Source organism: Chromobacterium subtsugae (assembly GCF_035919665.1).
Classification (GTDB): domain Bacteria; phylum Pseudomonadota; class Gammaproteobacteria; order Burkholderiales; family Chromobacteriaceae; genus Chromobacterium; species Chromobacterium subtsugae.
Genome location: NZ_CP142381.1, coordinates 2,716,363 through 2,739,190, shown reverse-complemented (window position 1 = coordinate 2,739,190; position 22,828 = coordinate 2,716,363). Strand labels below are relative to the sequence as shown.

17 protein-coding genes are annotated in these 22,828 nt (G+C 64.4%); 13 read left to right on the top strand and 4 right to left on the bottom strand.

The window, feature by feature from the left end; translation table 11 throughout:
* The first annotated feature begins 329 nt into the window (after positions 1-329).
* From U6115_RS13130 to U6115_RS13090, 9 genes are all read left to right on the top strand, one after another.
* The gene (locus tag U6115_RS13130; RefSeq protein WP_043572074.1) at positions 330-590 is read left to right on the top strand and encodes an EscS/YscS/HrcS family type III secretion system export apparatus protein; all 261 of its coding nucleotides are present in this window, start codon (positions 330-332) and stop codon (positions 588-590) included.
* A 3-nt stretch (positions 591-593) separates the two neighbouring features.
* Entirely contained in the window at positions 594-1,367 is a 774-nt protein-coding gene (gene sctT, locus U6115_RS13125; RefSeq protein WP_043572076.1) for a type III secretion system export apparatus subunit SctT, read from the top strand.
* A gap of 1 nt (position 1,368) precedes the next feature.
* Positions 1,369-2,433 carry an EscU/YscU/HrcU family type III secretion system export apparatus switch protein gene (locus U6115_RS13120; protein WP_043572078.1) on the top strand — a complete coding sequence of 355 codons (1,065 nt, stop codon included), beginning with the start codon at positions 1,369-1,371 and terminating at the stop codon, positions 2,431-2,433.
* A gap of 112 nt (positions 2,434-2,545) precedes the next feature.
* A complete protein-coding gene (gene sicA / locus U6115_RS13115) occupies positions 2,546-3,049 on the top strand; it encodes a type III secretion system translocator chaperone SicA (protein WP_043572081.1) in 504 nt (167 codons plus the stop codon).
* Positions 3,046-4,788: a type III secretion system needle tip complex protein gene (locus U6115_RS13110; RefSeq protein WP_043572083.1), complete on the top strand. Its 1,743-nt coding sequence runs from the start codon at positions 3,046-3,048 to the stop codon at positions 4,786-4,788. Before sicA ends, U6115_RS13110 begins: the two co-directional genes overlap by 4 nt.
* Before the next feature lie 19 nt (positions 4,789-4,807).
* A complete protein-coding gene (locus U6115_RS13105; RefSeq protein ID WP_052257898.1) occupies positions 4,808-6,061 on the top strand; it encodes an IpaC/SipC family type III secretion system effector in 1,254 nt (417 codons plus the stop codon).
* 80 nt (positions 6,062-6,141) lie between these two features.
* On the top strand, positions 6,142-7,182 hold the full coding sequence (gene sctA / locus U6115_RS13100) for a type III secretion system needle tip protein SctA (RefSeq protein WP_052257899.1): 1,041 nt from the start codon (positions 6,142-6,144) through the stop codon (positions 7,180-7,182).
* A gap of 22 nt (positions 7,183-7,204) precedes the next feature.
* Entirely contained in the window at positions 7,205-9,376 is a 2,172-nt protein-coding gene (locus U6115_RS13095) for a hypothetical protein (RefSeq protein WP_101527447.1), read from the top strand.
* Positions 9,360-9,599, top strand: coding sequence for an acyl carrier protein (locus tag U6115_RS13090; protein ID WP_043572087.1), 240 nt, complete (start codon positions 9,360-9,362; stop codon positions 9,597-9,599). The genes U6115_RS13095 and U6115_RS13090 overlap by 17 nt, the downstream gene beginning before the upstream one ends.
* Here U6115_RS13090 and U6115_RS13085 read toward each other — a convergent pair.
* From U6115_RS13085 to U6115_RS13070, 4 genes are all read right to left on the bottom strand, one after another.
* Positions 9,591-11,939 (bottom strand): ATP-binding protein, encoded by a 2,349-nt coding sequence (locus U6115_RS13085; protein ID WP_052257900.1) that lies wholly within the window; start codon positions 11,937-11,939, stop codon positions 9,591-9,593. The two genes, U6115_RS13090 and U6115_RS13085, sit on opposite strands and share 9 nt — an antisense overlap.
* Positions 11,936-12,637 carry a response regulator gene (locus U6115_RS13080; protein ID WP_052257901.1) on the bottom strand — a complete coding sequence of 234 codons (702 nt, stop codon included), beginning with the start codon at positions 12,635-12,637 and terminating at the stop codon, positions 11,936-11,938. Before U6115_RS13080 ends, U6115_RS13085 begins: the two co-directional genes overlap by 4 nt.
* A gap of 262 nt (positions 12,638-12,899) precedes the next feature.
* Positions 12,900-15,407 carry a hybrid sensor histidine kinase/response regulator gene (locus U6115_RS13075; protein ID WP_326912753.1) on the bottom strand — a complete coding sequence of 836 codons (2,508 nt, stop codon included), beginning with the start codon at positions 15,405-15,407 and terminating at the stop codon, positions 12,900-12,902.
* A 119-nt stretch (positions 15,408-15,526) separates the two neighbouring features.
* Positions 15,527-16,330, bottom strand: coding sequence for a response regulator transcription factor (locus U6115_RS13070; RefSeq protein ID WP_043572089.1), 804 nt, complete (start codon positions 16,328-16,330; stop codon positions 15,527-15,529).
* Positions 16,331-16,844: 514 nt separating this feature from the next.
* Here U6115_RS13070 and U6115_RS13065 point away from each other — a divergent pair.
* The 4 genes from U6115_RS13065 to U6115_RS13050 all read left to right on the top strand — a co-directional run bounded on the left by U6115_RS13065 (position 16,845) and on the right by U6115_RS13050 (position 22,816).
* A complete protein-coding gene (locus U6115_RS13065; protein ID WP_052257903.1) occupies positions 16,845-18,263 on the top strand; it encodes a hypothetical protein in 1,419 nt (472 codons plus the stop codon).
* Positions 18,264-18,276: 13 nt separating this feature from the next.
* The gene (locus tag U6115_RS13060) at positions 18,277-20,412 is read left to right on the top strand and encodes a LodA/GoxA family CTQ-dependent oxidase (protein WP_043572091.1); all 2,136 of its coding nucleotides are present in this window, start codon (positions 18,277-18,279) and stop codon (positions 20,410-20,412) included.
* On the top strand, positions 20,409-21,596 hold the full coding sequence (locus tag U6115_RS13055) for an NAD(P)/FAD-dependent oxidoreductase (protein ID WP_122983719.1): 1,188 nt from the start codon (positions 20,409-20,411) through the stop codon (positions 21,594-21,596). Before U6115_RS13060 ends, U6115_RS13055 begins: the two co-directional genes overlap by 4 nt.
* Positions 21,597-21,688: 92 nt before the next feature.
* Positions 21,689-22,816 carry a multicopper oxidase domain-containing protein gene (locus U6115_RS13050; protein ID WP_101527448.1) on the top strand — a complete coding sequence of 376 codons (1,128 nt, stop codon included), beginning with the start codon at positions 21,689-21,691 and terminating at the stop codon, positions 22,814-22,816.
* Positions 22,817-22,828: the final 12 nt, after the last annotated feature.

Below are 22,828 nucleotides of genomic sequence, written 5' to 3'. Positions count from 1 at the left end.
CCGGTTTGAACGGAGCGGAGAGTCCGCTGCGCGGGCGATGATTTTCATGGCCGGGGCTGCCCGGCAGGCAGGTCAGGGAGCTGTCTCGCCAGCCCCCTGACAACCCCAGGCGACCCCGACAGCGCGGCGAAACCCCGCCCCCGCATCCCTCGCCAAGGCGCCGCCGAACTCGCGATTTGCTAGCGTCAAATCGCTCAGACAAACGGCGGCTTAAAACCTTGGCGAGGGATGCGCGGACGGCTTGCGCTGGCGGGGAAGGCGGGAGCGTCGGATGCGTCCTGCCCTTAGGCTCCTGCGTGCACGGTTTTTGTTGATTGAAAGGTTTTCCTATGAACGACCTGGTTTTCGCCGGCAACAAGGCGCTTTACCTGGTGCTGCTGATGTCGGCCTGGCCCATCGTGGTCGCCACCGTGATCGGCCTGCTGGTCGGTTTGTTTCAAACCGTCACCCAGCTGCAGGAGCAGACGCTGCCGTTCGGCATCAAGCTGTTCGGCGTCAGCCTGTGCCTGTTCTTGCTGTCCGGCTGGTACGGCGAAACCTTGCTCGCCTTCGGCCGCGAGGTGATGCGGCTGGCGCTGGCCAAGGGCTAGGCCATGGCGTTCGGGCTGTTTTTCGAGATCCACGGCTGGGTGGCCGCGGCGGCGCTGGGTTTCGCCCGCGTGGCGCCGGTGTTCTTCATCCTGCCTTTTCTCAACAGCAATGTGCTGACCGGGGTGGTGCGCACCTCGGCGGCGATGCTGGTGGCGCTGGGCCTGTGGCCGCACGCGCCGGAGGCGCTGCCGGCCTTCGACGCGCTGTCGTTCGCCGCGCTGATCGCGCGCGAGGCGACGGTGGGCTTGCTGCTGGGCTGCCTGCTGGCCTGGCCGTTCTGGGTGTTCCACGCGCTGGGCAGCATCATAGACAACCAGCGCGGCGCGACGCTGAGCAGCAGCATAGACCCGGCCAACGGCGTGGACACCTCGGAGCTGGCCAATCTGTTCAATCTGTTCGCCGCCGCGGTTTATCTGCAGGGAGGCGGCATGGCGCTGATGCTGGATTTGTTCCGCGAAAGCTACCGCTTGTGCGACCCGCTGGGCGGCGGCATGCCGGCGCTGGCGCCGCTGCTGAGCCTGCTCAATCAGGTGGTGTCCAAATCAGTGGTGCTGGCCAGCCCGGTGATGGCGGCGCTGCTGCTGACCGAGGCGGTGCTGGGCCTGTTGTCCCGCTTCGCGCCGCAGATGAACGCCTTTGCGGTGTCGCTGACGGTGAAGAGCGCGGTGGCGCTGCTGATCATGCTGCTGTATTTCGCGCCGGTGCTGCCGGACGCGCTGGCGCGGCTGTCTTTCCAGCCCGGCGCCTTGTCCGGCTGGCTGCCGGCCGGAGGCTGAGATGTCGAACAAGACCGAACAGCCGACGCGCAAGCGGCTGCGCGATTCGGCCAAGAAGGGCCAGTCCTTCAAGAGCCGCGACCTGGTGGTGGCCTGTCTCACCCTGTGCGGCGTGGCCTATCTGGTGTCTTTCGGCTCGCTGGTGGAGTTGATGGGCGCCTTTCGCCAGGCCATCGCCGGCGGCTTCAGCTTGGACATGGCGGGCTACGCCAAGACGGTGGCCTGGCTGGGGCTAAAGCTGCTGCTGCCCATTTTCTTGCTGTGCGTCGCCGCCTCTGCGCTGCCGGCCTTGCTGCAAAGCGGCTTCGTGCTGGCCAGCGAGGCCTTGAAGCTCAATCTGTCGGCGCTCAACCCGGTCAACGGCTTCAAAAAGCTGTTCAGCCTGCGCACGGTGAAGGAGGCGGTGAAGGCGCTGCTCTATCTGGCCAGCTTCGCGGCGGCGGTGGCGGTGATCTGGCGCAAGCACAAGGAGCTGCTGTTTTCCCAGCTCAACGGCAGCCCGCTGGACATGGCCGGCGTGTGGCGCGAGCTGTTGCTGTCGCTGGTGCTGACCTGTCTGGGCTGCATCGTGCTGGTGCTGCTGCTGGACGCCATCGCCGAGTATTTCCTGTTCATGAAGGACATGAAGATGGACAAGCAGGAAGTGAAGCGCGAGATGAAGGAACAGGAAGGCAATCCGGAAATCAAGTCGCGCCGCCGCGAGGCGCATATGGAAATCCTATCCGAGCAGGTGAAGTCCGACATCGAGAACTCGCGGCTGATCATCGCCAACCCCACTCACATCGCCATCGGCATCTACTTCCGCCCGGAAGTCGTGCCCATCCCCTTCGTGTCGGTGCTGGAAACCAACCAGCGCGCGCTGGCGGTGCGAGCCTACGCCGAGAAGGTCGGCGTGCCGGTGGTGCGCGACGTGCCGTTGGCGCGGCGGATCTTCGCCGGCCATCGCCGCTATTCCTTCGTCAGCCTGGAGGAGGTGGACGAAGTGCTGCGCCTCTTGGTCTGGCTGGAGCAGGTGGAGAACGCCGGCCAGCCGGAGCCGGACGACAACCCGCCGAACGCCGGATGAGCGATTCCTGAATGTTTGCCCGCGCGCTCCGCGCTTAAATGATTCCGACCGCTTGCCACACAGGCGGTTGCTAGCCAGCTCTGCCGGGTTGGTGACCTTACCAGGAGCAGATATGAACGCGAATGACAACGTCAGCGACGACCGCTTTGCGGAGATGGTCTGGGAAGCCGTGAGCGGAGGCGCCACGTTGAAGGACGTGCACGGGATTCCGCAGGACATGATGGAAGGCCTGTACGCGCACGCTTACGATTTTTACAACAAGGGACGGCTCGACGATGCGGAGACCTTTTTCCGTTTTCTTTGCATCTACGATTTCTACAACTCCGATTACATCATGGGCCTGGCGGCGGTTTGCCAGCTGAAGAAACAGTTCCAGAAAGCCGCCGACCTCTACGCGGTGGCCTTCGCGCTGAGCAAGGACGACTACCGGCCGGTGTTTTTCACCGGCCAGTGCCAGCTGTTCCTGCGCAAGGCCGCCAAGGCCAGGCAGTGCTTCGAACTGGTATGCGAGCAAAGCGCCGACGAAGCGCTGCGCGCCAAGGCCCAGGTGTATCTGGACACTTTGCAGGAAACCGAAAACGGGCAGTCCCGCGAGCAGGAAAAGGAGCAGGCATGAGTGACGCAGGCACCATAGGCAGCGCGTATCTGCGCAATCCCGGCCTTGCCGGCGCGGCTTTCGACAGCGTGCGCAAGGACGGTTCCTTTCTCGACGCCGCCGACAAGGCGCTGAAGGCGGTGCTGGCCACCCGGGCCGGCGAAGGCAAGCCGACAGTGAGCGAGCGCGATCTGGCCACCCCGGCGCTGAGCCAGCCCAGCCCCAAGGCCCAGCGCGAGCTGGACGGCAGCGGCAAGCTGACGCTGCTGCTGGGCCAGCTGATGACGCTGCTGGGAAATGTCTCGCTGTCGCAGCTGGAGAGCCGTCTGGCGACCTGGCGCGCGATGATGGAGTCGCAGCAGGCGATGGGCAATCAGCTGTCGCAGGAATTCCAGCAGGCGGTGGCCGAATCGCAGGCCGCCACCGAGGCCTTCCGCGGCGCCGAAGGCGAGTATGAAACCGCCAAGGCGGCGGCCGACGCCGCGCAGCAGAAGGCCGCGGCCGCCAAGGCGAAGCTGGAGGCGATGCAACCGGACGACCCGGGCTACGCCGAGGCCAAGGCGGCCAGCCAGCAAGCGGCGGCCGAGGCGCAGCTGGCGCTGCAAAAGGCCGGCCAGGCGGGCGAGCTGGCGGAGAAAGCCCGCCTGGTGGCGGTGGACAAGGCCAAGCGGGCGGACGAGCTGGCGGGCAAGGTGCAGGGCGCCAACGTCAACACCGACGCGGCCCGCAAGGGCGCGGAAGACCACCTGAGCAATGTCGGCAAGCTGACCATGCTGATGGCGATGTTCTCCAAGCTGGTGGGCGAGAATAGCGAAAACAGCCTGAAGAACGACCTGGCCCTGTTCGAAGCGATGCAGGAAGGCCGGCAAAAAGAGATGGACAAGAAATCCGCCGAGTACCAGGAAGAGGTGCGCAAGGCGGAGGAGCTCAACCGCGTCATGGGATGCGTGGGCAAGATTCTGGGCGCGCTGCTGACGGTGGTCAGCGTCGTGGCCGCGGCTTTCACCGGCGGCGCCAGCCTGGCGCTGGCCGCGGTGGGTGTCGCTTTGATGGTGGCCGACGAGGTGGTGAAGGCCACCACCGGCGTGTCCTTCATGGAAGAGGCGCTCAAGCCGCTGATGGAAAAAGTGCTCAAGCCCTTGATGGAGCTGATAGGCAAGGCGCTGAGCAAGGCCCTGGAAAGCATGGGGGTGGACAAGAAAACCGCCGAAATGGTGGGCGCCATCGCTGGCGCCATCATCGCCGCGGTGGCGATGGTGGTGGTGATGGTGGTGGTGGCCACCGTGGGCAAGGGCGCGGCCAGCAAGCTGGGCGGCGCGCTCAGCAAATTGATGGGCGATACCATCAAGAAGCTGGTGCCCAAGTTGCTGAAGGAATTGGCCAGCAACGGCGGCAAGCTGCTCAGCCAGGGCATGCAGCGGCTGGGCAACAGCCTGGGTCTGCGCACCGACGAGCTGTCCAAGCAGCTGATCCGCAACACGCTCAACCGCGTGGTGGTGGGCGGCGAGGTGGTCAATGCCGCCAGCCAGGCCGGCGGCGGCGTGGCGCAGGGCGTGTTCATGAAGAACGCGTCGGAAGCGTTGGCGGATTTCTCGCTGGCGCGCGCCTCGATGGAGCAGATCGAGCAATGGCTGAAGCAGGCGGTGGAAGCCTTCGGCAGCACCCAGAAAATCACCCAGGAACTGACCGCGGCCATGTCCGCCGCGCTGCAGCAAAACGCGGAAGCCAGCCGTTTCGTGCTGCGCCAGAGCCACGCCTGAACCAGAGGAGCCATAGAATATGATCAGCCTGAATCACAGCAGCCCCCTCGCCATTTCCCTCCCGACCGGCGCCGACAGCCCCAAGGCGCGCGCCGCCGACGGCCTGATTTCCGTCGCCACCCTGCTGCCGGCGCTGCGCGCCAGCGGCGAAACCGGCCGCGAACTGGCCGGCGCGCTGGCGGGCCAGCCCGAACTCGCCAAGCCGCAAGGCATGCTGAAGCCTGAGGACGCCGGCGCGCTGCACCGCTGGCTGAGCGGCAAGCTGGACGACCGCCAGTTCACCGCCGGCATCGAGCAGACCATGGGCAAGCTGGAGTTGCTCATCGACAAGGAATTGAAAGCGCGCGGCGACGAGGCCAAGGACCCGGCCTTCGACATCAGCGGCATGTCCACCCGCATGGCCGCGCTGCTGGCGCAGGCCATCGTGCTGATGTCGGCGCTGCGCACCGCCGACAGCGCCCTGAGCAGCAAGCTGTCGCAGGTGAGCTTCGACGCCACCAAGAGCACCGCGGCTTCCATGGTGCGCGAGGGCCTGTCCAATCTGTCCAGCAGCGTGGCGCAGGGCGCGATCCAGTTCGGCGTCACCGGCGTCGGTGCCAAGAAGCAGCTCAGCGGCCTGTCCGCCGAGCGCGGCGCGCTGAAGAACAACGCGCCCAAGCTGAACAAGCTGGGCGACGAGGCGCGCAACATCCAGGGCGCGCTGGGCCGCCAGGGCAGCGTCAAGCTGGGCGCGGACGCCGACGGCATGAAAGACATCAAGCTGGCGTCGCCGCAGGCGGGCAACCGCCAGAGCCTGGCCGAGATGAATGCCCAGCCGGGCGCCGGCGCCGTGGTGGCGGACGGCATGGCCGCCGCGCGCGACGGCGCGGTGCCGCTGCAGGCCAGCAATCAGCGTCTGGCCAGCCAGCATGAAGCCGCGCTGGGCAGCGTCGGCGACGACATCCCGGTGAAAACCCGCGCCGAGCAGGCCGCGCTGGAAGACACCCGGCTCAAGTCGCAGGCCAAGCAGACCACCGGCAAGGCCATCATGGAGGCATCCAACGCCGCCGGCGGCATCGCCGGCGGCTCCGGCCGCTACGCCGCCACGCTGGAGCAGGCCGATCAACAGATCAGCCAGGCGTCCGGCCGGGTGGCCTCCAACGCCTCCGACGAGGCGCGCGAGCGCAGCCGCAAGGCCGACAGCATCATCCAGGATCTGCTGAAGACCCTGGAAGGCGTCAGCCAGTCCAAGAGCGCCGCGATGGGCGCCATCGCCGGCAACATCCGCGCCTGATCCCGTCAACCGGGCCGGGGCGTTACGCCCTGGCTGCCCTGTCGCCCGCCGGCGTCCTGCTGGCGGGCGTGGAGAGACTCATGCTCGACTCCCTGATCCGCACCCCGTCCATTCCGCTGTACTCCGCCGCGCGCGCGCAAAGCGAAGCGCCGGCCGCCGAGCTGCAAACCGCGCCGCCGCGCGGGGAAAGCGCGCCGCTTCCGCCCAACGCCAAGCTGATGCAGGCCACGCTGCAGTCCGCCAAGCAGCTGTACGCCGCGCTGCAGTCGCAACAGCGAGACGCCGCCGCCGGCCGGCCGCCCGCCGGCGAAACGCAGGACCGCAAGGCCTTGGCGCTGCACCAGCTGGACGGCAATCTGCGCGGGCTGAGCGCGGCCGGCTACCGTCTGGCGCCGGAAGCGGCGAGCGCGATGGCCGCCGAAAACGACGCGGCGCTTGACGCCGCGCCGCAGCTGCTGCGAGAGCAGGCGCCGACGCTGGCTGATCACCAGATGTATCCGGACAGCGTGTTGTGGGACAACATCGCCAAGGCCATCGGCGGCATCAACGACAACTATCTGGGCGTCTACGAGAATGTGGTGGGCAAGTACACCGCCTTCTACCAGGCGTTCAGCGACATCCTGGCCAAGCTGGGCAGCCTGATTTCGTCCAACGACAAGGGCGACAAGGTGACGCTGGAGGTCGGCCAGCTGGTGACGCTGTTGGAGAAGCTGAAAACCGATTTCAGCCTGCCCAATTCCGCCGCCATCCTGTTTCCCAAACAGGGCGCCAAGGCCACCGAGGCGCAAGCCAAGCAGTGGGCGAGCGAGCTGGGCCTGCCGGACGGCTGCGTGAAGCCCTTGCCGGGCGGCGGTTACGGGGTGGTGCTGGACCTGGGGCCGATCACCGTGATGACAACGGAGCTGAACAAGTTGGGCAGCGGCAAGGTGGAACTGGACAACGCCAAGTTCCAGTCCTGGAAGGCCGGTTTCGACGCCCAGGAAGAAAAGCTGAAAAACACGCTGCAGACGCTGACCCAGAAATACAGCAACGCCAACTCGCTGTTCGACAACCTGGTCAAGGTGCTCAGCAGCACCATCAGCAGCTGCCTGGAAACCGCCAAGTCCTTCCTGCAGATCTGACGCCGAACTTCCGGGAGCGCGCATGACCATCACATTGCAACGATCGAACTCCTGCCCGGACCTGTCTTCGTCCGCCGCGCGGGAGCCGGGGCCGCAAACCCCGCTGGCCGGCAGGATGCGCGGCGCCGCCGCCGCGCCGGCGGTGGGGCTGGAGGGTTTCAAGACCGACTTCGCCAACCGCAGCCTGGACGCGCTGTTCGGCCAGTCCGGCCAGCCGGAGCGGCTGCGCCAGCTGTACCAGTCCTCCGCCAACGCCTACGCCAAGCTGGAAATCGCGGAATTCGCCAAAGTGTTCCACCGGCTGGCGCAAAGCCCGGACTTGAGCGCGGAGGCGAGAGCCGCGCTGGACGGGCAGGCGCGGCAATACGCCGCGCAGATTCTCAAGGACGGCCTGGGCGAGCGTTCGGCTTTCGGGCCGTGGACGCCGAAAACCGCCAAGGGCTACCAGCTGCGCGCCCGGCTGGAGCATCAGCTGGCGCAATTCGCCGCCTTGCAGCTGGGCGGCGACGCCGCGCGGCTGGGCGCCGATTTCATGAACCGGGAGGTGTTGCCCTTCGTGCGGCAATACCTGGAGCACCAATTGGCGGGCAAGCTGGACGAAGCCTGCGTACGGGAGCTGACCGGCGTGTTCGACCGCGCCGCGCACCAGGCCTTCGAAGCCTTGCGGCAAGGCCGCGACGAGCTGGTGCAGCTGCACGGGCTGGGGGTGGGCAAGCTGGCGCGCGATCTGGACACGGTGGCAGTGCTGCCGCTGCTGATGCGCAATGTGCTGGCGCAGCTGCAGCCGCCGGCCGAGGGAAGGGCCGATCCGGCCAGCCCGGCCGCTGATGACGGCGCGGCGAAGCCGGAGGCGGCCGGCGGCGTCCACATCCGCATTGGCGACATCCATATCGACAATAGCCGGCACATAGACAACAGCCGCCATATCGACAACAGCCGGCGCGGCCGCGGCGCGCCGACGCCGCTGTCCCTGGCGCTCAAGCTGCGGCGCGATCCGGGCGACGGCGGCAAGGCGCAGGCCGAGCCGACCGCATCCGGCAAGCCGCCGATGCCTCCGGCCGCCAGCCTGGCGCGGGACGCCGCCGTCCAGACCCATCCGGCAACCGCTGAGCCCGCGCCGCCCAGCCCGACCCAGGCCGATGGCCACGGTCAGGCGGCGCCATTCCCGGCCTGGCGCAGCTATTACCCGGAAGCGGTGCTGCGCTCCATCGGTTTTCAAAGCCGGGACGACGCGCACCCGGCGGCAAGGGCGTTGGTGGTGGACATGCGCAGCGCGCTAAGGCTGGATGCCGCCAGCGAGATGGACCCGCATTCGCCGTTCTCCGAGCTGGCGCGCGCGCGCGACGCGGCATTGCGCGAAACGCCGGGCGAGGCGCGGCAGCCATATGAAGCGCCCGTGGATGCTGCGCAGTGGGCGGTGCTGGAGCAGGGGCTGAACCGGCACCCGCAAAGAGAGCAGCTGCGCGGCCAGGTGCGCCGGCTGGCGCGCTTGACCAATCTTGCGCGCGGCGAATGGCCGCAAGACAGCGCGGTGCAGCGGTTGCTGCAATGGGGGCTGGCGGCCATGCCGGCTGCCGGACCCGCCCCGGACCTGCCGCCGGGGCCGCCTCCGGCCGCCGGCCCATCCATATCGACCCAGGATGGCGCGCCGTTCGCCGGCATCGCGCTGCGTGGCGCCGCGCCGCGCCTGCCCGCCGCCGACTACCTGCGCGGCTACCCGTTTCGCAGCGATCCGCAAGCGCCGGCGCTGCTGTTGATGAGCGCGCTGCGCGAAGCGCTGGAGGCGGACCCGGCCACGCCGTGGCCGCTCCGGCGCGAATTCGACCGCAGCCGCGACGAGCTGCTGCCGCGCGCGCAGCTGGACCAGCGCCGGGCCTTGCAACGCTTCGCCGACGGCGACGCCGCGGTAGCGCCCAGGCTGGGCCAACTGCTGTCCTTGCTGGACGCCCATCCGCGGCGGCAGGCGCTGGTCGATCTGGGCAGGCGGCTGGCGCGCGAAACGGCGCTGCTGCCGCGCGGCGAGCCGGCCAACCCGCTGGTGGCGCAGTTGCTGGCCGGACTGGGGCTGGACGCCGCGGAAGAGGCGAGGCGGCGGGAGCCCGCCACGCCGGCGTCCACGGTGGTCCTCACCGTAGACGGCCAGCATCTGGACGCCGCCGCCATCCGGGAGCGCAGCCGTGCCGCGCGCGATTGAGGCCAGGGTGCTGGCGGTGCTGGGCGCCAGCTTGGGCGCGGATTTGGACCGGATCCAGCCCGCGTCGCGGCTGGTGGACGATTTGTGCGCCGATTCGCTGGAGCTGCTCGACATGGTGATGATGCTGAACGACGAGTTCGGCATCGAGATCGGCGTCGAGGACATCGTCGGCATCCGCACCGTCGCCGATGTCGAGGCCGCGGTGGCGCGCCGCCTAGCCTAGCGCCTGCCGCAGCCGGGCCAGCTGTTCGCGCAGCGCGGCGTCGTCCTTTTGCGGCTGGCGCAGCAAGGCTTCCATCTGCCGCGCGGCATCGGCCAGCTCGGCGTGGCCGGTGGACAGCGCCGCGCCGCCCAGCCGATGCGCGTGGTGGATGGCGACCGGCCAGTCGCGCGCCTGCAGCGCCTGTTCCAGCAGCTGGGCGTCTTCCCCGCAACTGCTGCGGAATATCCGTTGCAGGTCGGCGTCGGACGAGGTCGGAGCATCGGCTTGTTCCTCTGGCGAGGCGGCGGGAGTTTCCAGCCACAGCGCCAGGATCTGCCGCAGCTGCTCCAGCCGCAGCGGCTTGGACAGGCAGCTGTCCATGCCGCTTTCCAGGCAGCGTTGCTGGTGCGCGATGCCGGTGGTGGCGGAAATGGCGACGATGGGCAGATGGGGCGGCGGCTGCAGCGCCGGATGGGCGCGCAGCCGCTGAGCCAGCTCGTAGCCGCTGATGCCGGGCAGGTCGCAATCGAGCAGCACCATGGCGAAACGCTGGCCTTGCTCCAGCAGCGCCAGCGCGGCGGGCGCGTCCTCCGCCATTTCGGCGCGGTAGCCCAGCTCCCGCAGTTGCTGGGCGATGACGAAGCGGTTGGCCGGCTGGTCTTCCACCACCAGGACCGCGGCGCTTGGCGACGCCGGCTGCGAAGGCGGGGCGGCGTCGATGTCCGCCGGCTTGGCGGCGGGCTGCGGCAGGCAGTCCACCGGCAGGCGCAGGGTCATGGTGGTGCCTAGCCCCGGCAAGCTGGACAGCGTGATGCTGCCGGCCATCAACTCCACCAGTTGGCGGCAGATCGCCAGCCCCAGGCCGGAGCCGCCGTAGCGGCGCGTGGTGTCGTCGGCCTGGGAAAAGGCGGAAAACAGCCGGTATTGCTGTTCCGGCTCGATGCCGATGCCCGTGTCCTGCACTGTCACCAGCAACGCGCCGCTTTCTCCTTCCGCCAGCCGCAGATCCACTCGCAGCAGCACCTCGCCCTGGTGGGTGAACTTCACCGCGTTGCTCAGCAGATTGCTCAGAATCTGGCGCATGCGCACCGGGTCCAGCAGCAGCGGGCGCTCCAGTCCGCTCAGCTGCACCGTCAGCTTCAAGCCCTTTTTTTCCGCGCAGGGGCGGTAGACGGCGGCCACGCTGCCGGCCAGCGCCGCCATGTCGGTGGCTACCGGCTCCAGCGCCAGCTTGCGCGCGTCCAGCTTGGAGATGTCCAGCACATTGTCCAGCAGCTCCAGCAGGTTCACCGCCGAGGCGTTGGCCAGTGCCGCCAGCTCTTGCTCGCGCGGCGGCAGCGCGGCGCGGCGCAGCAGCTCCACCGATGCCAGGATGGCGTTCATCGGCGTGCGGATTTCATGGCTCATCACCGCCAGAAACAGCGATTTTTCCGCCTCGCTGCGCTGGGCGGCGCGCTGGGCGGCGCGGGCCCGCTGGGCCAGCAGCGCCAGCGCCAGCAAGCCGGCGGCCAGCGCGCTGAGCTCGAAAGCGTAGTAGCGGGCGATGGAGCCCCACGACGGCATGCCGTAGTCGGTGGTGCGCAGCCAGGTGTATAGGATGGCGTCGGTGTCCTCGGCGGTGAGCTGGCCCAGCGATTTATCGATGATGTCGCGCAGCATGGGCTGGCGCAGGTTGACCGCCATCGATACCAGCCGCGGCATTTCGCTGACGCTGCCGGCGATGTGCAGCGTGCCGTAATAACGGCGCTGGATCACCGCCTGCAAGGTGGCGTCCAGGCCCACGGCAGCGTAGGCGCGGTCTTCCGCCACCGCGTCCAACGCGGCCAGCGGCGTGGCCGTCGGCACGATGCGGATGTCGGGGTAGTACTGGCGCAGGAAGTATTCGTAGGGGTCGCCTTGCTCCACCGCGACGGTCTTGCCGCTGAGTTTGGCCGGGTCGAACACGATGGGCTTGTCCGGCCGGGTGACCAGCAGGGTGCTGCCGGAGAAATAGGGGTCGGTGAACAGCATCTGCTGATTGAACGGCGCGGGAATCAGCTTGGGCGAGGTGGCGGTGAGCAGGTCCAGCTTGCCCTGCAGCATCATGGTCATCGCCTGGAAGCGGTTTTGCACCGGCACCAGTTGGAAGCGGATGCCGCTGATGTCGCCTATTCGTTGCAGGTACTCCTGGGTCAGGCCCTTGTGCTCGCCTTGCTCCAGATATTCGATGGGCCAGCCGTGCGGGTCTATCGCGTAGCGCACCACCGGGTGGCGCGCCAGCCAGGCGCGCTCGGCCGGATTGAACGGGCTGGCCAGGCTTTGGCCGTGGTCCAGCAGCAGGGCGGCGGCCAGCCACGCCGCCAGCCGGGCGGTGGATTTCATTTTTCCTCCAGACGCTGCTGCAGCTGGAACAGCTCGTTGTCGCGCCGCAGGCCCAGCTTTTTCAACGCCGACTGCTTCTGGTTGCTGATGGTTTTGACGCTGCGCGAGAACTTGGCGGCGATATCGCTCACCGACAGTCCGTGCAGGCAGCAGCGCAGCACTTCGCGCTCGCGCGGCGACAGGTCGGGGTGGTCCAGCAGGGTGGGGCTTGCGCCTTGCGGCGCGTCCGATGCCTCCGGCCGGGCATGCAATTCGCGCGACATCTCCGGGCTGAGGTAGTCGCGCCCGTCCGCCAGCGCGCGGATCGCCGCCACCAGTTCGTCCAGCCCCTGCTCCTTGCCGATGAAACCATGGGCGCCGCCGCGCAGGGCCAGCGCCACCGTGGCGGGCGTGTAGTAGGCGGACATCACCAGCAGCCGCAGCCGCGGAAAGCGTATCCGCAGCGCGCGGATCAGGTTGAGGCCGTCGATGTCGTCGGGGCGCAGCGCGTAGTCGATCACCACCACGTCGGTTTCCGCTGCCAGCCCGCCGGCCAGCGCCTGCATCAGCTGGCTGCTGGCGGTGAAGCTGCCGGCCACGCGCAGGCCGGCCACGCCAGCCAGGTGGCCGCTCAGGCCGTGCAGGATCATCAGGTGGTCGTCCAGCAAGGCGACGCGAATCGAGTGGGGCAGGGCGATGGAGATTTTGCTGTCGGACATGGCGTTTCCCACGGATGCTCGCCGCAGGGCCGGGCGCGGCCCCGCCGCTCTTTATTGTTGATTATGCATGCCGCCGGAGAAAGGGCGGCATGGCTGTTTTCATCATGGCGAGCGCGCGTATGCGCATTCTCCTGTGACGATTCTACCCGGCGGGGGAGCGGAGCTACAGGCTTATGTCGATGCCGACAATGATTTATGCTGTTGATTTTATTTTTGTTTCTTTTGAATGCCAAAGGCCTTTTGCCTGACCGGCCAGGCGTAGCTATTCTTCGCAAAGCGCCTGCAAAGACGACAGCTCTCCTTGCCTGACCAATTGGCGCAGCCGCTCGATGAAATCCTGGCAGCGCAGGTCGTCCTGGGCAATGTGTTCGGCCCAATCCAGCAGATCCGTCATGGCGCCAAGGCTAATCAGCCGGCGGGCTTCTTCCAGCTGGCTGGCATCCGGCCGCTGGGCATGGCTAGCGTCGGGCGGCGTCTCGGCGAAAGGTGGGCCGCCTAGTTGCAACAAGCTGGCCAAAGTATTGCGCAGTTCCGCCAGGTTGATCGGTTTGAGCAGGCTGGCGTCGTAGCTCTGCGGCCCTATCGGTTGCGGCAGCGCGGAAATGGCCACCACCGGCACGCCGGGCAGCCGTTGGCGCGCTTCGGCCAGTACCGCCAGTCCGTTGGCGCCGGGCATCATGTGATCGGTCAGTATCAAATCGGGCGAGGAGCTCAGTCGCTGCATTTTCCGGATCAGTTCCAAGCCATTTTCCGAAGCGTCCACGGCAAAACCCTGGCCCGTCAGCTCATCGGCCAGCAAGCGTCGGATGTCGGGCGTATCTTCCGCCAGCCAGACCGTTTTGCCTTTTCCGTCTATCTGCGGCAGCACGCCCAGCGCATCCGGCCTGCAATAGCTGTCCATGTCCGCCTCGGACAAGGAGGGCGCCGTCAGCGTGATCTTGACCGCGGTGCCGGCCCCCGGCGCGCTGTCGATCTGCAGAGCGCCGCCCATGCGCTCCACCCATTGCTTGACGATGGACAGGCCAAGGCCGATGCCGGGCTGGGAGCGCGCCTGGCTCAGCCGCAGGAACGGTTCGAAAATGCGCCGCTGGTCCTCAACGGCAATGCCGCAGCCCGAGTCCTTCACCGTAAGCGACAGCTTGCCAGGCTGCCCGGCAAGATGCCGACGGTAATCGACGGCGAGAATGATAAGGCCCGACTGGGTAAACTTATTGGCATTGTCCAGAAGATTGCCCAATAGCTGGCGCACGCGCTTGCCATCCAGCTCCAACACCGGGGGCAACTCCGCGCCCGCCTCCAGCAGGAAACGGTTGCCCTTTTTCATCGAGAGGCTCTCGTGTTCCTGCGCAATCGCTTGAAGCAGCGCATGGATGTAAACCGGCTCTTTCTTCACCGCGTTAGGCGAGGCGCCGGCCGCGTAGTCGATCAGATCATTGATCATTTGCAGCATATGGGTGGCGCTGCGGCGGATGATGCCGCCGCGCTCGGCATCGCTGTGGCCGCCGGCCTGAATCAGGTCGGCAAAGCCGATGATGGACGTGAGCGGCGTGCGCAGATCATGGCTGACGCGGGCCAGAAAGTCCGATTTGGCGCGGTTGGCTTCGCCGGCGGCGATCAAGGCGCCCTGCAACTCCCGCGTGCGCTCGTCCACTGCGTCCTGCAGACGCTCCTGCTCTTTTAAACGAGCATCCAGCAAGGCATCCTGAGCTTGCTGCTTTTCCAGCCGCAACTGCCGTTGGCGGCGAATGTTGACGGCCAGCAGCAGCAGGATGATGGACAGATTGCCCCAGATGATTTCCGCCCCGCCAATCATGGATTCGGACAGCAGGCCAAACCCCACGGCCATTTTCAGAATGGCGCGGCTGCTGTACAGGCAGAAGGCCAGGAAAAACAGCCTGGCCTCGCGCGAACCTTGCCGCCATCGGTGCAGGCAACTGCCAAAGATCAAAATCAGGCAGGGCACCAACAACCAGTTCAAGGCATAAATGAACATGCTGTAGTCGCCAAAGGCAGTGCCCGCGGCGCAGACCGCCAGCCCGGACATGGATGCTCGGTATAGCCAGCGCCAGAGCGCGATGCCGCCGGCTTCGATGAAGCGCATCATCAAGGCAAGCACAAACGCCACGACCAGGCAGGGCAGCACGCCAGTCATGCGTAAAACCGCATCGCCGCCGCCTTGCATCAGGTAGTAATAGTGATATCCCTGGAAGGAAAGATCGGCCATTAAGACGCAAAACGCCATGCCCGCCAGCAGCAGCGAAATCCGGTCTCGACGCGCCAGACCCATGGCCAGCGTGTACAGGGCAATGGTGAGCATGGAGCCGACCAGCAGCATTTCCATGGCCAGCTGTCGGTCCTGGTTGGCGCGATAGGCCGTTTGCGTCCATAGCTCAGGCGAAATGCTGATGATGGAACGACTGCGGATGCGCAGGACAAAGCGGATGCTTTCACCCGGCGCCAAGGTGATGGGAAACACCGACAGCAGCGCGGGAACGGGGTGCTGGGCCAGCGGAATGCGGGTGCCCGCCAGGATGGCCTGCTCCACCTGAACATGATGCGGCGGCAGCCGATAAAAACGGATGTCCTCCAGCCGGGACGAGCCGACGGAAAGCCAGCGCGTCACCGGCTGGCTGCCGCTATTGTCAAGCTGCCCTTGCAGCCAATAAGTGTCGGAAGAGAAGCCGGCTGTCAGCCGTTTGAGCGTGGCGGCCTGCCAGTTGGGGCTCGCGAGCGCCTGGGTAAGCGTCAAGCGCTTGCCCGGCTCCCGCATGATGTCCAGTTTTTCATTTGGCTGGACATGCTCGGGCGCGCCGGCCAAATCGACAGGGACGGCCGCCCCGGCCCAGCCGCAGCAGGCCAGCAGCAGCCAGAGCAAGCAGGCGCGCCAGATCATGCGCCCGCATCTCCGGCATGGCGCAGGCTGGTAGGCGGGCAGCCGAACCTGTCTTTGAACGCGGTGGAAAAATTGGCCGGGTTGCCATAGCCGGTGGCCTGCGCGATCGACTGCACCGGCAGGTCGGTTTCCACCAGCAAGCGCCGCGCCTCCTTCATCCGGGCCTCGCGCAGGAAATCGAACACCGTCATGCCCGCGCAGCTGCGAAAGGCCTGGTTCAGCCGCCGGGTGTTGGTGCCCACCGCCTGCGCCAAGCCGGCCAGCTCCGGCGTGACATCCAGCGCCGCCAGCAGCAACTTGCGAGCGGAGCGGTACAGCACCCCGTCCAGTCCGCCCGCCTTGGGTTCTTTGCTTTTATCTGCCGGCGCGGCCGGCGGCTGCGAGCAAGGCGGGGTCATCCGCAGATGGATGCACAAGCGCATCCGGACTTCCTCGAAATCAAAAGGCTTGGTGACGTAGTCCACCGCGCCGGCGGCCAAGCCTTCCACCCGTTCCTTGGGCAGTGCGGACGCGGTGAGAAACAGCAGCGGAATGGTGGAGGTTTGCTGATTGGCTTTCAGCAACCGGCAGGCGGTCAGCCCGTCGCATCGCGGCATGGAGATATCCATCAGGATCACATCCGGCTGCACTGCCTGCGCTTTGTGATAGCCATCCCGGCCATCCTCGCCGATGTAAAGGCGGCAACCGTGCCTTGACAAAAAATCCATCAGCAGCATGCGGTCCTGCGCATTGTCGTCGACGATCAGGACGCGCAGGCCACGAAGGCCTGCGTCGGGAGGTGCAGAAGCGATCTGATTCATACTTATTACTATGACATAGCTAGGCTGTGTGCGCCTAATTTAAAATGACAAATGAATTGTCTTTTGTTGGCGCAAGGAGAAATTAATATCCTTGCGGCAAATCTTTCCAGCCCTTGTGCAAAAGCGGCGTCTTCTGGCTTGGCTATGACTGGCATAGCATGTGATTGCATTGAAATGTTAAGCGCCATGCTTTGGCGTCTGGCGAAAATAAAACTGCGAAAGCCAGCATTGCCAAATTCAAGTCATGGCAAGTTGCATATCGCAGTGGACTGGCGGCAAGCGCATCCATGCCTGAATGGATGGTAGGGCTGCTTGGATGTATAGGCGCACCGAAAATGCAGAAGGGTGTGCCTGCAAGGCATGAGGTGATTTTCTCGGCAGATGGGATCGAAGTAGATCCGCGCCTGATTGTATGGATTGAGTTCCACGGTTTGAGTATTTCTCACTTACTCTCTTTGCAGCTTGCTGGGTAGGCCGGCTGCGATCGTATTCTACGCATTCATGGAGACATCCAATGAAGATTTTCTCCTTGCGCACCAAGGCGTGGCTGGGCTTGGCGATTGGCGGCGCCGCGTTGTTGAGCGGTGTGATCGGGGCCGAGCAGGCGTATTCGCCCGAAAAGAGCGCGGTGGCGGTGGCAGGCAAGGCCGCAAATTCCTGTTTGCCTCAAGAGGGATGGTTTCCCCATCGGCAGACGCTGGAGCCAAACTCCGGACAGTTCGCTGCCGACGCCAGCAATTGCGCCTTCCATCAATGGTCATGGCAAATGTTTCTGTGGCTGACGCAGGCGCTGCCAGACCCAGATCATCAGGGGCAGACTCTGCCGCGTTTCCTTACCTTTCCGGACCCCCGTATCCTGCGAGGCAAGTCCCAGTCATCGGCCGACAGCTTCCTGCCGGCGCTGAACTTGAAGGATGACAGGCCGCTAGACGAATACCTGCAAGCGGGGCCGGATGGCATGCTGGTCGACCAGAATGGCCGGCTTGTTTACTACTCGATGTATCTGAATGATGTTTTCGCCAACTTCGTCAAAGAGCAGGGCCTGAACAGCGCGGAACGCATCCGCGATTTCAATCCGGGCATTAACTATCCGGTAGGAACATTGACCTTGAAGGCGGCTTGGAAGGTGCTGTCAAGCGAGGAACAGAAACGCAATGACGTATCCCACAAGTTTTATACGCGAACGGCGGAGGTATATCCGCTTAAGAAGCGCGGGAAGGGATTCGAATTAGACCGAACTTACCCTCAAGAGGTTGTATTGGCCTTGGTTGGCTTACATGTTGTCGGCACCACGCGGCATCACGAAGAAATGATCTGGGCTTCCTTCGAGCATGTCGACAACGCGCCGGATGTCGATGCCGGAGCGATACAAGACCCCAAAACGCCGGTTTCGGACCGGGACTGGAGTTTTTACGCCAAGAACACGCCGCTTTCCGCTTGCAATCAGAACCTGGCGTCCAGCGGCAAGTTGGAGCTGGATGAGACCCGCCAGACATTCACTCCCGTCACGCAGGTGTGCCGGATGTATCCGTACGGCAGCGGTCCGGACAAGCAGCCAGCCAACGCCGCCAATATCAAGGCGCTGAATACCGCGGTGCGCAATAAGCTCGAGGGGCCGTGGAACAATTATTTCGAAGTCGGGGCCATCTGGTTCGATACCCAGAAGGGTAAGCCGCTGCAAGCAAATTGCAACTTCCAGCCCGGCGCCAACCAGTGCGGGGTGGTGCTGGCCGGATCCACGAGGTTGTCCAACGCTGCCATCGAAACGTTCACCCAGTCGCAGAGCAGCATGGACAACTGTTTTGCCTGCCATCAGACCATGCCGCATTACGGCGGACCGGGGCAACAAACCCTGCCTGGGAAGAACCTTAGCATCAGCCACATCATGAACAATCTGTATTTCGACCTGCAATCGTCGAAGAAGTCGAACTAAGGAGGATGACTTGATGAGCGATTACATTCTGCGGGTGCACCCGGCCATTAATATCGCGCGCGTGGGGAGCAGCGATGAGTTCTACATTGCGCCAGAAACACCTGCTGGCGAAAGCCTGCCGGATAGCGATCTATTGGGTGGTTTGCCTATCAAGGCCGGCACGGAAAATACGCCGATCGACGAAAGCGATTTTCGCGACGCGCAAGGGTTGGTCAAGCGGCAGGCGGCGCGTTTTCGCATCTTCGCCTATCTAAAGGGCGAGCATCTGAATCAGTATCCGATGGGTCCGCAGGCTCAGCCGGTGGAAGTGGTGCTGGGTGCCCGGCTAGGCGCCAAAATAGTGAAGGACATCATTTGGACCGTGCATGTGGCGAACAAGAAGCTCAACAACTTCGCCATCGGGAGCGATGGGCTGGATGGCTATGACGATCCAGCCAGCGTGCCGCTGCGCAATGGCTATTATCCCAATCTGCCGCCCAACTTCCCATTGCTGCCGACGACGAATGGCTCGCCGTATTGGCGCGAAATTCTGAGCAACGCCAAGCGTTGCATGGATTTGGTGATCGATCCTGGCCCGCGCAGCATCAGCGCCTTTCATGATCAAGGCAAAACCAAGGCCTTTTCGAAGCGTGAACGCGCCTGTTTTGCCGATGGCAAGGGCAATATCCAGTTTTTGGATTACCCGCAACATTTTCCCGATGATGCCCACCCGTATCTGGAGCAGCCCTTGGGGCCGATCGCCTCCCTGGGGGAGTTGCGAGTCGATGCCCAAGGACGCTTGCTCGTCACCGGGGGTTTTGGCCATACGGCGGGGGTAAAGCTATCGGCAACGGGGCTGCCACCAAGCCTGGCCAACTCAACCGAGAATGGACTGTGGTTTGATGATACGTCAGATGGCCCGGTCAATGCGGTGGTGGTGTTCGATGATGGAAGCTGCGAGGCCCATGGTGCCTGGGTGGTGACTGGCGATCCCGGCTATGCGCCGCAAATCCGCAATGTCGTGTCCGCCTGGGACGATATTTTCGACATGTGGGTGCGTGAACTCGATTTGATGCCGAGCCTCTACCGTGGTAACGCATTCAACCATGGCGAGTATCAGCCCTGTTTCCGCCATCAGGTGCAGCCTATTTTCCGGGCGGCCATGTTGCAGCGTTGGGGCACCAATTTACCGAACCATGTTGTGAATGCCCATGATGGGGTGGGCGCCATTCAGCCCACGACGGATCCCGGCGCGATCATTCAGGACTTGGAAAAACTGATCCGCAATCCGGAAGGCTCGCCCCAGGAAATGCAAACGGGCCGGCCGCTGATGCCCTTGTCTTTGGGCGACGCTCGCAAGAGCTTCCTGACAGTGACCCGCAGCCAATATTTCTTTTTGCAGTGTTGGCACAAACAGCAGTTTTCGGCCGAAGACGCGATGCCCTTGAGCGTGGGAGAGAAACTGGACTATGCCGCGCTGGCCAACTGTTTGGGCGGCCGTTACAGCCCGGGCATCGAGGTGTCTTTCCCGGTGCGGGACCGCAATCTGTACATCCAGAATTGGCGCGAGCGCGACTGCGGCCCCTTCCGTATCAATCAGGCTCGGATCGATTACGCCAACATCGACAGCGGCGAGCCTGTGCTGCGTTGCGGCTATGTGCCGCGGCAAATCGGAGCGGTGGAGCCGGGCGATCTTTCCAAGTTCATGTCGGTGCCTTGGCATACCGATTACAACTCCTGCGCAGTCCACCTGCCCAAGCCGAATCCCATCAATGTAGATGGCAACGGCACTCCATACCCTAACAATGTGCTGTTCTGGTCGTGGCCGGCGCAGCGCCCGGTGCAGGTGTTTCCCAAGTCCAGTTGCGATTACGACCCGGCAACGGGAACCTGGAAATTGGGCAATCAGGTGTTTTCCATCCGCGGAGTCGGAACCGAGACGGAATACCCGGCCAGAGCGGGCAGCTTCCGAGAGCATGCAGATTATATGCGGCAATGGAACAAGACCGGCTTTGTGATCCAAGGCTTGCAGATTCCATCCGCGCAGGGAGGCAGCTATGGCGGCAAGCTGTTCCTGGAGGTGTCCAGCCAGTGGGGCCCGGAGGAGGGACCGCCAGTGCAGCCGTTTCCTACGGCTTCCGTGCCGCCTGAGCCTGAGGGGAAGGTTTGACGACGCGGAGCCTGGCGCTGCAAACATGCGATGTGGCGGAAGCGGAAGCCGTCCGTGTCGCGGTCATCGGCGCAGGCGTGGCAGGCTGCGCCGCTTCCCTCAGCTTGCTGGCTTGCGGCGTGGATGGGGTGCTGATGCTGGACAGCGACTCAGGCGGGAGGGCGGATCGGGTAGGAGAGTGCCTGCCGCCTTCGTGCGCGCCGATTTTGCAAAGCCTGGGTGTGTGGAATGACTTTCTGGCCCAGGGGCACTTGCCCAGTGTGGGCAGCGCTGCGTGCTGGGGGCGAGACGGCTGGGGCTTCAATGATTTCCTGATTGATCCGCACCGTTGCGGCTGGCATTTGGATCGCCAGTCTTTCGACGCGAGCATGTTGGCGGCGGCACAACAGCGCGGTGCCCGCTTATGGAAGGGGTGCCGCTTGCGCGGCTTGGCGCGGCGCGACACCGGTGGCTGGCTGCTGGATTTGGAGAGGGAAGGCCAGGCGCTCCTGCAGCGGGCGGACTTTGTGCTGGATGCCAGCGGGGCCGCCGCCGTCGTGGCGAGACGCCTTGGCGTGATGCGCAACGAAATAGACTGCCTGAACGTGTCATATGCCTATTTGCACTGTGATGATGCCATGGCCTTCCCCGCGCGCTCCTGGCTGGAGGCGGTGGAAAATGGCTGGTGGTACGCGGCTGGCGTGCCGGGCGGCAGGATAGTCGCGGCTTATGCGACGGACCGCAAAAATCCCGCAAAGCCGCAAGGCCCGGTGGCGTGGATGGCGGCATTGCAAAGCACCCGCCATCTATGGCCGGTCATGCTGCGCGCGCGTCCCGCCTCCATGCCGGGCGCGGTGCGGGTGGCGGCCGCGCCCAGCGCCATTCTGAGCAATGTGGCGGGCCGGGACTGGTTGGCCGTGGGCGATGCGGCGTGCAGCTATGACCCATTGACGGCGCATGGCATTTTGAAAGCCTTGCAAGACGGAGAGGCTGCGGGGCGGGCGGTGGCGAATGATTTGGGTGGAAATCCCCAGGCCATGCACGATTACCAGAATGGCATTTTCACCCGCTTTTCCGACTACTTGCGCTTGCGAAACCGTTTGTACAGCGAAGAGGCGCGCTGGCGGCATATGGATTTCTGGGCGCGGCCCTTGACGCAAGCGGCGCGGGGCGCTGGCGGCGGACCGGGCGCGGCTGTGGATTGACACCAATGGCGCCTCTGATCGGATGGAGCGCCTATTGATGGTCGACGAGTTTGCGCTGCGCCGTTGGGCGCAGCTTTTCAGCGGAGGAAAATATGCAGCACATCGCAAGCAAACGGGTTATCACTCGACTGGCCGCCGCCGCTCAAGGCGTGCTCATGTTGGGATGGGCCGTGCTGGCGGCAGCGGAACCGCTGCCTGATCCCACGGCAATCGCGGATCCGCCACCGCTGCACCCCCGCGATCTATCCGAGCCTAAGCCTAAAAAGGGGACGCTGCAGCTGCAGAACTTCATGTCCCTCCCAGCTTTGTCGAAATCGGAGTCTGGCGTATTTGACAAGCCGGAATTCCTGACTCCTGATACTGTGGATCTGGATTTGGAAGTTGCGATGCTGAGTGGAAAGATACGCAATCCATCGGCAGACAAAGAGGGAGAGGCGCATTTTGACCGCGTCCTGCTGCGCGGCTACCGCCCCTGGTGCGATCCTGGAGAGAATGGAAAGCCATGCCGGGCATCACGGGTCACCAAGTCATTCATCGCGCCTTTGATCCAGGCCCATCCGGGTCAAACGGTTCGAATCACGCTGCACAATGATCTGCCGCCTGATCCGAGTTGCGTTTCTCAAGGGGGGAGCGCGAATAAGCCGCACTGCTTCAATGGCACCAATTTGCACACTCACGGCTTATGGATCAATCCGGCCGGCAATAGCGACAATGTGCTGCTCGCCATTCACCCCGGGGTGGCTTTTCAGTACGAGTACAACATCCCGTTGGAGCATCCGGCTGGAACCTACTGGTATCACACGCATCTGCATGGATCAACGGCGCTGCAAGTGTCCAGCGGCATGGCAGGTGCTTTAATCATTCGCGGCAACAGGCAGCCTCAACTGGATGGAAATCAGGCCAATTCCAGTCAGAAGAATTCACATGTCCATGGAGATCTAGACACGTTGTTGGTGTCAAGAGATAAAGATCAGTTCCAGGAGCATACCTTTGTCTTTCAGCAAATCCAATATGCTTGCCGTGGAAAAGATAGAAAAATAAAAACCAAAAACGATGAGGAAGGCGGGCCTTATCGTTGTGATGATGGCGATATTGGGCAGGTTGATGGTTACGATCTGTTCGGTCCTGGTCGGTGGGAAAAGTCTGGCCGTTATACCAGTATAAACGGAGTGGTAATGGGCAAACTCCAGAATGCGAAGGTAGGTAAGGTGCAGCGCTGAAGAATGATACAT